The sequence below is a fragment of the Streptomyces europaeiscabiei genome (genome assembly GCF_001550375.1).
Lineage (GTDB): Bacteria > Actinomycetota > Actinomycetes > Streptomycetales > Streptomycetaceae > Streptomyces > Streptomyces europaeiscabiei.
On record NZ_LRTR01000436.1, the window covers coordinates 1 to 10965 of the forward strand.

Genomic DNA, 10965 nt, shown 5'->3' on the forward strand with positions numbered 1-10965 from the left:
GCCGGCGGCGTCGCGCCTCCGCGTCCGCCAGGCACCGCTCCTCGGCGCGGGCGAGCGCCGCCTCCTCGACCAGGACGCCCTGCCGCTCGTACCGGCTCCGGCGCCGGTTGAACCGTACGACCACGGCCGACAGCGAACTCGCCTCCCGGGCCCGCCGCGTGAGCGCGGTGTCGCCCCGGGGCAGGAACACCAGATGCCCGAGGTCCGCGCAGTCCAGGCAGCGCGGCGCTCCCTCCTCCAGCACCAGCAGCGCCACCGGACCGCTCCGGCACTCGGCGCAGTGCTTCTTCCTGAGTGCCTGCACGACGACAAGTCCGGTACGGGGCGGGGGAGTAGCGAGCGCTGCCATACGCGGTTCATTCCCCCTGGTGACCGCATGGTCACGCGGTTGCCGGGCCGGCCTGCCCACCGGCTCGGACGCGGTCTGCCGCGCGCGGCATCATGGGCCGTGTGCGATTCGAAGCGATCACCTGGGAACGGCTCGGCGACCTCCTCGCCGACCGCCTCCTCGACCTGAAGCCGGACGACGGCTCGCCCTGGCCGCGCATCGCCTTCGACGGCGCCCCGGCCGCCCGCCCCGGAGACCTCGCCGCCCGGGTGTCGGAGGCACTGCGCATACGTGGCCGGCCCTCGCTCGTCGTGGGCACCGAGGGGTTCCTGCGGCCCGCGTCGCTCCGGTTCGAGTACGGTCACGAGGACGTGGAGGCGTACTACGACGGCTGGTTCGACACCGCCGCCCTGTGGCGCGAGGTTTTCGGCCCGCTCGACCCCGGCGGCACGGGCCTGGTCCTGCCCGACCTCTGGGACCCCACCACCGACCGCGCGACCCGCAGCCCCTACGTCCGACTCCCGCCCGGCGCGATCCTGTTGACGCACGGCCCCCTCCTCCTGAAGCACTGGTTCCCCTTCGACCTGACCGTCCAGGTCCTCCTCTCCCAGGGCGCCCTGCGTCGCCGTACTCCCGAGGGCGAGCACTGGACCCTCCCCGCCTTCGAGCGCTACGAGACCGAGACCGACCCGGCTGCCACCGCCGATGTCCTGGTGCGTGCCGACGACCCACGACACCCGGCCTGGAACGGCTGACGGGCAGGGAAGGGCGTCGCCATGCTCGGCCCCGGTGGCGCTTCCCAGCAGTCCGTGGTCCGGATCAAGCGTGACGCCGACGCCGTCCTCGTCAGCCGACCAACTCATACCCCTCGTCGAGGTACTTCCGACGAGCACAAACGCCTCCTGCGAGCCTGCGCGCAAGCTCTCGGCAGCGGCCTCCCCGGAGAAGGGCAACGAGGTCCGCGTGATCATCCGGGTCGCCCCGTAGCGGGGCGTCCACTCGCCGCCTCGGTCACACCCGTGCCCGACGTGGGGCGGGGTGTGTCCTTCCGAGTGCGCTTCACCCCGGTCGCGGCAAGAATGTAGGGCGCCGGGACTAGCGGTGCGTCCTGCGCCGCGCCGGCCGTCCGGCACCGGGAGGTACCACATGACCACCGCCGGAGACATCATGCACCGCGGAGCCCAGTGGATTCCCGCCCACGAGACCCTGGACCGCGCCGCGCAGCTGATGCGCCAGCTGAACGTCGGAGCACTCCCCATCAGCGACCAGAACGAACGGCTCTGCGGCATCCTCACCGACCGCGACATCGTCGTCGGCTGTGTCGCTCTGGGGCACGACCCGTCGACGATCACGGCGGGCGAGATGGCCAAGGGCACACCGCGCTGGATCGACGCGAACGCCGATATCGGCGAGGTGCTGGACGAAATGAAGGGGCACCAGATCCGCCGGCTCCCGGTGATCGAGAACAAGCGTCTCGTCGGCATGATCAGCGAGGCCGACCTGGCCCATCATCTGTCGGACGACCAGATCGCCGCCTGGGCCGAGAGCGTCTACGCGAAGAGCGCGACGGGCTGACCCGACCGACCACCTTCCCGTTCCCCGCTCAGCCCTCTCCCCGCTTCACCCCTCCCCCGCTCGGGAGTCACAGCCACCCGTTGCGCTTGAAGCCCCGATACAGGGTGACGCAGCCGGTGGCTATGACTCCCAGGACCAGCGGGTAACCGAACTTCCAGTGCAGCTCGGGCATGTGCTCGAAGTTCATGCCGTAGACCCCGCACACCATGGTCGGCACGGCGATCAGCGCCGCCCACGCCGTGATCCTGCGCATGTCCTCGTTCTGCGCGACGCTGACCTGCGCCAGGTGCGCCTGCAGGATCGAGTTCAGCAGTTCGTCGAAGGCAGCGATCTGCTCGGTGGCCCTCAGCAGGTGGTCGGAGACGTCCCGGAAGTAGGCCTGTATCTCCGGGTCGACCACTCGGATCGGTCGTGAGGTCAGTTCCAGGAGCGGGCGGGCGAGCGGGGCCACTGCCCGCTTCAGTTCGAGCAGTTCGCGCTTGAGCTGGTAGATGCGCCCCGGATCGACGCGCGCGCCGTTGGCGGCGAACACATCGGTCTCGACCTGGTCGATGTCCGTCTGGACCGAGTCCGTGACGCTCAGATAGTCGTCGACCACGTGGTCCGCGAGCGCGTGCAGCACCGCGGCCGGTCCCTTGGACAACTGTTCCGGGTTCGCCTCCAGTTCCTCGCGCAACGGACCGAGTGAGCCGTGCCGCCCGTGCCGAACGGTGATCACGAAGTCGGCGCCGACGAAGACCATGATCTCGCCGGTGTGCACCACCTCGCTGGTCGCGGTCAGTTCGGTGTGCTCGACGTAGCAGACCGTCTTGAACACCGCGAACAGGGTGTCGCCGTAGCGCTCCAGCTTCGGGCGCTGATGGGCCTCGACCGCGTCCTCGACGGCCAGCGGGTGCAGGTCGAAGAGCTCGGCGATGCCGGCGAACTCCCGCTGCGTAGGCTCGTGCAGCCCCAGCCAGACGAAGCCGTTGTCGTGCCTGCGGACCTGCTTGACGGCTTCGACGACATCGCGCCCACCGGGGGAGCGGATGCCCTTGTGGTACGTCACGCAGTTCACCACCGAGGTGCCCAGCGGGGAGCGGGCCGGATGGCTGAGGTCGACGCGGGGGCGCCGTCGGGCCAGCCGTGCCATCTTGCGGAGCCCGCCCACCTTGTCGAGGCCGGCGACCTTCCGCAGATTCCCTGCCATGGACATCTGGGTCTCCTTGCGTGGATCTCCTCGCACCGCACTTCGTGCCTTGTCGCGCCAGTTTGACAGGGTCGAACGAATGCCGGGTAAGGCTGTGGGAACGGAACGTTCCGCTTCACTTGTAGACGTCCCGGTCGATCCAGCCGTTCCGATCCAGCCGTTCTGATTCGGCCTTCTCGATCCGGCCGTCCGGATCGGCCGTTCCGGTCGGGTCGCCGTCGGAGCGACCTCGCGGACTGCTGGAGCGTCGCCATTAGTGACAAGTCGGTCAAATGGGATGATCGCGGCATGATGCGAACCGACGGGTATCTCCTCGACCACCGGCAGGCCGAGACGGGCCAGGGCCCCGACGCCTTCGCCACGCTCTTCGACCCCACGACGTTCCGGCACATGGAGGGCTTCGGCCTGGGTTCCGGCTGGCGCTGCTGGGAGGTCGGCCCGGGCGGCACGTCCGTGGTCTCCTGGCTGGCCAAGAAGGTAGGACCGACCGGCAAGGTCATGGCGACCGACACCGACATCTCATGGGCCGTCCCCTCGGTCACCCGCCCCCCGGTCGAGGCTCTCGTCCACCACGTGGGCGTCGACCAGCCGCCGGGGGACGGCTTCGACCTCGTCCACGCCCGGCTGGCCCTGGCCCATGCGCCGGACCCCGAGCGGGCGCTGCTGTCGATGACCAAGGCTCTGCGCCCCGGCGGACGGCTCCTGATCGAGGACGCCGACCTCGCTCTCCAGCCGCTGGCCTGTCTCGAGGGGTCCGGCCCCGAGCACCAGTTGGCCAACCGGCTCCGCGAGGCCGTCCGCGCGCTGCTCGCCGAACGCGGTACCGACCCCGCGCACGGCCGTCGACTCCCGCGCCTGCTGCACGCGGCGGGACTGCGCGGTGTGGAGGCCGACGCGTACTTCCCCGTCGCCGCACCGGCCTGTGGCGCTCTGGAGTCGGCGACCATCGACCGGCTCCGCGAAGCGCTCGTCACGGCGAACCTCGCCACGAAAGAGGAGATCGACCGGCATCTGGCCAACGTGACCTCCGGCGCGATGGACATCGCCGCCCCGCCACTGATCTCGGCGTGGGGACGGAAGGGGTAGCTTGCGCGTTGTTGCGCAGGACACCAGCCTGAGGTGCATGAAGGACAACACGACACGTCTCGACCACGTCGTCCTCTGGGTGCAGGAGCCGATCGCCGCAGCCGATTTCTACGAGAAGGCCGTCGGTCTGGAGTCCGTGAGGGTCGCCGAGTACGCGGCGGGACGAGCCCCGTTCCCCTCCGTGCGCCTCAACGACGAGACCCTCCTCGACCTCATGCCGCTCGCCGTGGCCGGGACCATGAGAATGGTGCCCGGCGCCGCCGACAGTGCGGGCCATCCGGTCAACCACGTCTGCCTCGCCCTGCCCGCTGACGCCTTCGACGAACTGCGCATCCGTCTGGAGGAACGGTCGGTCCCCGTCTCGGACTTCTCGTACGAGTCCTTCGGCGCACGTGGAACGGCCCGGCGCAGCTTCTACTTCCGGGACCCGGACGGCAACGTGTTCGAGGCCCGGCACTACGACTAGGCGGGGGCGGTTTTCGGCCGACCTCCGCGTGCCGGAACGACGACCGATGACCGATTCGCGCCACCCGCTCGCCTTCGGTGCCTCCCAGGCGAAGGGGCCATACACGGGCACGCAAGGTCCACCCAGGGCCGCCTCAGAACAGGGGCTCCGGAAGCACCCCCTCCAGTGCCAGCAGCTTCCGCTTGGTCTCCAGCCCGCCGCCGAACCCCCCGATGCCGCCGTCGCTCTCGACCACCCGGTGGCACGGCACCACCACGGGCAGTGGATTCGACCCCATCGCGACCCCCACCGCCTGGGCCGCGCCCGGCTGCCCCACGCGTCGCGCCAGGTCGCCGTAGCCCACGACGGAGCCGTAGGGGACGCCGGACGCCAGCTCGCGCAGTACCTGACGGTTGAACCCGGAGATCAGTGACCAGTCCAGCGGCAGCTCGAAGTCGTGCCGCTCGCCCGCGAAGTACGCCTCGACCTGACGTATCGCCTCGGCCAGCTGAGGCGCGCCGGGGGCCTCCACGGGGGTGGTGCCGAGGCGGGAGGCGAGCCGGTCGAGTGTCCGGTCGCGCACCGCGTCCGTGACGTGGAACACGACGTTCACCAGGCCGTCGTCCGTCGCGGCCAGCAGCAGCGGACCGATGTCCGTGCCGACGACGGCCCACACGACCTGCGGCTCGTCCTGTGCATGGCTGTTCATGGGACCACGGTACGGGCCGCCACTGACAACGACGGTGACGTGCGCTCCGCCCCGCGACGCACGCCACCTGCCTCGGACCGCCCTCAGCCCTGCGTGGCCTCTCTGACCACGTCCGGCTTGTTGGTGATGATGCCGTTCACGCCGTAGTCCGCCACCCGGCGCGCGTTGGCCGCGTCGTTCACGGTCCAGGTGAGCATCTCCAACGGCTTCCCGTGCGGACCCTCCAACGCGTGGATCGTGGCGACGTAGGACGCGGAGATGGTCGTGTACGAGGAGTTGATCTGATCGCTGAACGTCGCGTACTCGGGCAGATCGGCGATGTCCGGGGTGCCGAGGACGGCGGTCTTCACCGCTGGGCGCAGCTCGTGGACCCGTCGGACGGTGTCGGCGCCGAAGCTCTGGATCACCAGGTCCTCGATGCGTGCAGGGCCCAGCCAGCCCTCGTTGCCGAGCACCTTGAGGGTCTCCTGCTCGATGCCCGGATAGAGCTGGGGGTTCTTGATCTCCAGGACGAGCTTCTGATGATTGCGTGACACACGCCTCATGTACTGCTCCAACGTCGGCACGCGCGCGCCCGCGTAGTCGTCGCCGAACCAGCTGCCCGCGTCCAGGCGCGCGATCTCCGCAGCGGTGAAGTCCGCCACGTTCCAGGGCGCGCGCTCCGGATAGAGCTCCTCGACGTTGGTCGTCCGCGTCAGCGTCGCGTCATGGAGGACGACGAGCCTGCCGTCCCTGGTGCGCTGGACGTCGTTCTCAACCCATTCGAAGCCCATCTCGTCGGCCTTGTCGACGGCGGCCAAGGTGTTCTCGGGCGCGTAGGCGGAAGCTCCGCGGTGCGCGACGACCAGCGGATTGTCGGCGTCGGCGGCGGCTGCCGCATGAGCGGCGGAAGTGGGGAGCAGGAGCACGGTGGCCCCCAAGAGCGCTGTGGTCGCGGCGGCAACTGCGCGCACGTGCATGCGTACTCCTCGCGTCGGTCGATCACGGTCAGCTCAAGAGTGACAGCAGAGGGTCAACGGCAGAGGGGTGCAGGATGGCCATGAAATGAATGCAGTTGCCCAAGTCCGCTCACGGGCACCGCACAAGTGAGGCAAGGGCGTGTTTCTTTGCCGGAAAATCGTTCGACCATTCCGGTGGGGGTCATACTCTCTGCGACAACCCTGACCGTTGTGGCGGTCCCGGGGCTGGGGGCATCGCAGGGAATCCAGGGACGCGACAGGGCGGGAAAGGCAGCCGCGAATGCAGGGCACGGTCGACGGCTTCAGCTACGGACTCGTCACACCGGTGGTGGCCTATCTCATGGCTTGTCTCGGCGGTGCGCTCGGCCTGCGCTGCACCACCAGATCGATGCTCGTCGACGGCCGCTGGCGGATCGGCTGGCTCGCGCTGGGCTCGGCGGCCATCGGCTCAGGCATCTGGACGATGCACTTCGTGGCGATGATGGGGTTCAAGGTCCTGCACACCCCGGTCCAGTACGACCCCCTGACCACCTTCGCGAGTCTCGCCGTCGCGATCGTCATGGTCGGCATCGGAATCTTCATGGTCGCGTCCAAGGGGGCGACCGGGGCCGCGCTCTTCACCGGCGGCACCATCACCGGCCTGGGCATAGCCTCCATGCACTACCTGGGCATGGCCGGGCTGCGCCTCAACGGCACGCTCGAATACAACACCCTCACCGTGGCCGCGTCGGTCGTCATCGCCGTGGTGGCCGCGATCGCCGCCCTGTGGGCCGCCGGACAGGTCCGCGGCTTCCTGTGGAGTGTCGGCGCCAGCCTCGTCATGGGGATCGCCGTCAGCGGCATGCACTACACGGGCATGGCCGCCCTCAGTGTGCATCTGCACAGCGCCGCCGCCCCCGCCCCGGCCGACGGCTCCTCCTCCGCCGGTCTGCTCGCCCCGCTGATCATCGGCCCCCTGGTCTTCCTGCTCCTCGCGGGCGTCGTCGTGATGTTCGACCCGTTCATGATCATGGGAAGGTTCCATGGGAACCCGGTCGAACGGCGGCCCGGCATCCCCGCGCAGGCCACCGCGCACACCTGCCGGCACCCGGAGTCCCGCACCGGCCAGGAGCTTCGCGAGCGGAGTTATCGCACCCCGCAGAACCGCTGATCGGAGCCCGTTGTCAGTGCGGGGTCGTACGGTGGATTCCATGCGGCCCGTTTCCAAGATCGAACGCACGGTGGCGCCCCTCGAGGTCGTCAGCCCCTTCCAGCCGAGCGGTGACCAGCCCACGGCCATCGCCGAGCTCGCCCAGCGCATCGGAGCAGGTGAGAAGGACGTCGTCCTGCTCGGTGCGACCGGCACCGGCAAGTCCGCCACCACCGCGTGGATGATCGAGAAGCTCCAGCGCCCCACCCTGGTGATGGCGCCGAACAAGACGCTGGCCGCCCAGCTGGCCAATGAGTTCCGCGAGCTGTTGCCGAACAACGCGGTCGAATACTTCGTCTCGTACTACGACTACTACCAGCCAGAGGCCTACGTCCCGCAGTCGGACACCTACATCGAGAAGGACTCCTCGATCAACGAGGAGGTCGAGCGTCTGCGCCACTCCGCGACCAACTCGCTGCTCACCCGCCGCGACGTGGTCGTGGTCGCCTCGGTCTCCTGCATCTACGGCCTCGGTACGCCACAGGAGTACGTGGACCGGATGGTCCCCCTCCGGGTCGGGGAGGAGTTCGACCGGGACGAGCTGCTGCGCCGCTTCGTGGACATCCAGTACACGCGCAACGATCTGGCGTTCAGCCGCGGAACCTTCCGCGTCCGCGGCGACACCATCGAGATCTTCCCGGTCTACGAGGAGCTCGCCGTCCGCATCGAGATGTTCGGCGACGAGATCGAGGCCCTCTCCACCCTCCACCCCCTCACCGGCGAGATCATCAGCGACGACCAGCAGTTGTACGTCTTCCCCGCCTCCCACTACGTCGCCGGCCCCGAGCGCCTGGAGCGCGCCGCCAACGACATCGAGAAGGAGCTGGGGGAGCGCCTGTCGGAGCTGGAGAAGCAGGGCAAGCTCCTGGAGGCCCAGCGGCTGCGCATGCGCACGACGTACGACCTGGAGATGCTCCGCCAGATCGGCTCCTGCTCCGGCGTGGAGAACTACTCGATGCACTTCGACGGCCGCGAGCCCGGCTCCCCGCCGAACACCCTGCTGGACTACTTCCCGGACGACTTCCTCCTCGTCATCGACGAGTCGCACGTCACCGTGCCCCAGATCGGCGCGATGTACGAGGGCGACGCCTCCCGCAAGCGCACCCTCGTCGACCACGGCTTCCGGCTGCCCTCCGCCCTCGACAACCGCCCCCTGAAGTGGGAGGAGTTCCAAAAGCGCGTCGGTCAGACGGTCTACCTCTCGGCGACCCCCGGTCAGTACGAGCTGTCCCGCTCCGACGGCCACGTCGAGCAGATCATCCGCCCCACCGGCCTCATCGACCCCGAGGTCGTCGTCAAGCCGACCGAGGGACAGATCGACGACCTGGTGCACGAGATCCGGGAGCGCACCGAGAAGGACGAGCGGGTCCTCGTCACCACGCTCACCAAGAAGATGGCCGAGGACCTCACCGACTACTTCCTGGAACTCGGCATCCAGGTCCGCTACCTCCACAGCGACGTCGACACCCTGCGCCGCGTCGAACTGCTGCGCGAGCTACGGGCCGGTGAGTACGACGTCCTGGTCGGCATCAACCTCCTCCGGGAGGGCCTCGACCTCCCCGAGGTCTCCCTGGTGGCGATCCTCGACGCCGACAAGGAGGGCTTCCTGCGCTCCGGGACCTCGCTGATCCAGACCATCGGCCGCGCGGCGCGCAATGTGTCGGGTCAGGTCCACATGTACGCCGACAGGATCACCCCGGCGATGGAGAAGGCCATCGACGAGACCAACCGGCGCCGGGAGAAGCAGGTCGCGTACAACACGGCGAACGGCATCGACCCCCAGCCGCTGCGCAAGAAGATCAACGACATCGTCGCGCGGATCGCCCGCGAGGACGTCGACACCGAGCAGCTGCTCGGCACGGGTTACCGCCAGGGGAAGGAAGGCAAGGGCGCCAAGGCCCCCGTCCCCTCCCTCGGCGGCAAGGCGGCCAAGTCCGCCAAGGGCAGGGCCAAGGGGGCCGCCCCGACCGACCGCCCCGCGGCCGACCTCGCCCAGCAGATCGAGGAGATGACGGAGCGCATGCGCGCGGCCGCCGGTGACCTGCAGTTCGAGATCGCCGCCCGGCTGCGGGACGAGGTCTCCGAGATGAAGAAGGAACTGCGGCAGATGAGGGAGGCGGGCCTGGCCTGACGGTCCGGCGGGCGCCGGGGAGGGGCGCGCCCCTCGCGCGGGCGCGCTGTGTTGCAAGACCGACACAAAGTGCGACACAGGCTGCGGCAATGTCAGTGCTGCTGCGTAAGGTGCTGCACATCCGTGGATTCCACGGAAACAGGGGTCAGTTCGAGAGGGGAATCAGCGCGTGACCGTCAACATGACCAAGGGTCAGGCCATCAGTCTGCAGAAGAACGACGGAGGCAGCCTGACCGCGGTACGCATGGGTCTCGGCTGGCAGGCTGCCCCCAGGCGCGGCCTGTTCGGATCCCGCACCCGTGAGATCGACCTCGACGCCTCCGCCGTGCTGTTCGCGGACAAGCAGCCGGTCGACGTCGTCTTCTTCCGTCACCTGGTGAGCGACGACGGCTCCGTCCGCCACACCGGCGACAACCTGGTCGGCGGCGTGGGCCAGGGTGGCGACGACGAGGCGATCCTCGTCGACCTGGCCCGGATCCCGGTCCACATCGACCAGATCGTCTTCACCGTGAACTCCTTCACGGGCCAGACCTTCCAGGAAGTGCAGAACGCGTTCTGCCGTCTGGTCGACGAGACCAACGGCCAGGAACTCGCGCGCTACACCCTCGCGGGCGGCGGCCAGTACACGGCCCAGATCATGGCCAAGGTCCACCGCGCGGGCGCGGGCTGGCAGATGACCGCCATCGGTACGCCCGCCAACGGGCGCACCTTCCAGGACCTGATGCCGGCGATCCTGCCGGTCCTGTAGGCAAGCACGACGCAGCACGCAGCAAGCGACACAGGGGGACGAAGTCGATGACGGCCGAGCTGGTCCGGGGGCAGAACCATCCGCTGCCCGAGGTCCGACTGGAGATCCGCGTCTCGGCCGGCACGCCGATCGTGGCCGGGGCCACCCTCGGTGACGAGCACGGCCGCGTGCACGGCGTGGAGTGGGTCGCCCATCCGGGCGCGCCCACCCTGCCGGGCGTCGAGGTTCCCAAACAGGCGGCGGCCGACCACCGCCTCGCCGTGGACCTCGACGCCCTGATGCCGTCCGTGCACCGGGTGACCGTGCTGCTCGCCCTGCCGTCGGGCAGCGGCGGCCCGGCGCGGTTCGGCGCCGTAGCCGCCCCCTTCGTCGCGGTCACCGGCCTCGACGGCTCCGAGGTCGCCAGCTACACCATCACGGACCTCGAGGCGGAGTCGGCCGTCATCGCCCTGGAGCTGTACCGCAGGCAGGGCGCCTGGAAGGTCCGCGCGGTCGGCCAGGGGTACGCGGGCGGCCTCGTCGAGCTGCTCACCGACCAGGGCCTGCCCCAGGCGCAGCAGCTCGCCGGCAGCATCCATGAGGCCGTGGCCCAAGGCCTCGCCCGCT

General features: G+C 69.5%; 11 protein-coding genes and 1 pseudogene. 8 read left to right on the forward strand and 4 right to left on the reverse strand.

The window, feature by feature from the left end:
- Positions 1 to 349 (reverse strand): annotated as a pseudogene (locus AWZ10_RS21155) (DUF2293 domain-containing protein); the annotation flags it as partial.
- A gap of 92 nt (positions 350 to 441) precedes the next feature.
- On the opposite strand from AWZ10_RS21155, the gene AWZ10_RS21160 reads away from it, so the two are divergent.
- Together AWZ10_RS21160 and AWZ10_RS21165 are read left to right on the forward strand one after the other, a co-directional pair.
- A complete protein-coding gene (locus AWZ10_RS21160) occupies positions 442 to 1083 on the forward strand; it encodes a nucleoside/nucleotide kinase family protein (RefSeq protein WP_208618536.1) in 642 nt (213 codons plus the stop codon).
- Positions 1084 to 1474: 391 nt separating this feature from the next.
- Positions 1475 to 1903: a CBS domain-containing protein gene (locus AWZ10_RS21165; protein ID WP_037693179.1), complete on the forward strand. Its 429-nt coding sequence runs from the start codon at positions 1475 to 1477 to the stop codon at positions 1901 to 1903.
- 67 nt (positions 1904 to 1970) lie between these two features.
- On the opposite strand, the gene AWZ10_RS21170 is transcribed toward AWZ10_RS21165, so the two are convergent.
- Positions 1971 to 3098 carry a magnesium and cobalt transport protein CorA gene (locus AWZ10_RS21170; RefSeq protein WP_046709242.1) on the reverse strand — a complete coding sequence of 376 codons (1128 nt, stop codon included), beginning with the start codon at positions 3096 to 3098 and terminating at the stop codon, positions 1971 to 1973.
- Between the two features lie 282 nt (positions 3099 to 3380).
- On the opposite strand from AWZ10_RS21170, the gene AWZ10_RS21175 reads away from it, so the two are divergent.
- Positions 3381 to 4178, forward strand: a complete 798-nt coding sequence (locus tag AWZ10_RS21175) for a methyltransferase domain-containing protein (RefSeq protein ID WP_060891817.1) — start codon at positions 3381 to 3383, stop codon at positions 4176 to 4178.
- A 37-nt stretch (positions 4179 to 4215) separates the two neighbouring features.
- Positions 4216 to 4644, forward strand: a complete 429-nt coding sequence (locus tag AWZ10_RS21180; protein WP_060891818.1) for a VOC family protein — start codon at positions 4216 to 4218, stop codon at positions 4642 to 4644.
- A 133-nt stretch (positions 4645 to 4777) separates the two neighbouring features.
- Here AWZ10_RS21180 and AWZ10_RS21185 read toward each other — a convergent pair whose 3' ends face one another.
- Entirely contained in the window at positions 4778 to 5332 is a 555-nt protein-coding gene (locus tag AWZ10_RS21185; RefSeq protein WP_060891819.1) for a methylated-DNA--[protein]-cysteine S-methyltransferase, read from the reverse strand.
- Between the two features lie 83 nt (positions 5333 to 5415).
- On the reverse strand, positions 5416 to 6291 hold the full coding sequence (locus tag AWZ10_RS21190) for a glycerophosphodiester phosphodiesterase (protein WP_046709239.1): 876 nt from the start codon (positions 6289 to 6291) through the stop codon (positions 5416 to 5418).
- 280 nt (positions 6292 to 6571) lie between these two features.
- On the opposite strand from AWZ10_RS21190, the gene AWZ10_RS21195 reads away from it, so the two are divergent.
- The 4 genes from AWZ10_RS21195 to AWZ10_RS21210 form a co-directional block, all read left to right on the forward strand.
- Positions 6572 to 7441 carry an MHYT domain-containing protein gene (locus AWZ10_RS21195; RefSeq protein WP_037693168.1) on the forward strand — a complete coding sequence of 290 codons (870 nt, stop codon included), beginning with the start codon at positions 6572 to 6574 and terminating at the stop codon, positions 7439 to 7441.
- Positions 7442 to 7481: 40 nt separating this feature from the next.
- Positions 7482 to 9611 carry an excinuclease ABC subunit UvrB gene (gene uvrB, locus AWZ10_RS21200; protein ID WP_046709238.1) on the forward strand — a complete coding sequence of 710 codons (2130 nt, stop codon included), beginning with the start codon at positions 7482 to 7484 and terminating at the stop codon, positions 9609 to 9611.
- Between the two features lie 169 nt (positions 9612 to 9780).
- Positions 9781 to 10359 (forward strand): TerD family protein, encoded by a 579-nt coding sequence (locus tag AWZ10_RS21205; RefSeq protein WP_037693164.1) that lies wholly within the window; start codon positions 9781 to 9783, stop codon positions 10357 to 10359.
- A 47-nt stretch (positions 10360 to 10406) separates the two neighbouring features.
- On the forward strand, positions 10407 to 10965 hold a 559-nt coding region (locus AWZ10_RS21210), incomplete at its 3' end, for a TerD family protein (protein WP_167365975.1).

Coding starts and splice junctions, on each gene's coding strand:
- AWZ10_RS21195 (WP_037693168.1), top strand. CDS start 6,572: ATGCAGGGCACGGTCGACGGCTTCAGCTACGGACTCGTCACACCGGTG.
- AWZ10_RS21165 (WP_037693179.1), top strand. CDS start 1,475: ATGACCACCGCCGGAGACATCATGCACCGCGGAGCCCAGTGGATTCCC.
- AWZ10_RS21190 (WP_046709239.1), bottom strand. CDS start 6,291: ATGCACGTGCGCGCAGTTGCCGCCGCGACCACAGCGCTCTTGGGGGCC.
- AWZ10_RS21160 (WP_208618536.1), top strand. CDS start 442: ATGGGCCGTGTGCGATTCGAAGCGATCACCTGGGAACGGCTCGGCGAC.
- AWZ10_RS21175 (WP_060891817.1), top strand. CDS start 3,381: ATGATGCGAACCGACGGGTATCTCCTCGACCACCGGCAGGCCGAGACG.
- AWZ10_RS21185 (WP_060891819.1), bottom strand. CDS start 5,332: ATGAACAGCCATGCACAGGACGAGCCGCAGGTCGTGTGGGCCGTCGTC.
- AWZ10_RS21170 (WP_046709242.1), bottom strand. CDS start 3,098: ATGTCCATGGCAGGGAATCTGCGGAAGGTCGCCGGCCTCGACAAGGTG.
- AWZ10_RS21180 (WP_060891818.1), top strand. CDS start 4,216: ATGAAGGACAACACGACACGTCTCGACCACGTCGTCCTCTGGGTGCAG.
- uvrB (WP_046709238.1), top strand. CDS start 7,482: ATGCGGCCCGTTTCCAAGATCGAACGCACGGTGGCGCCCCTCGAGGTC.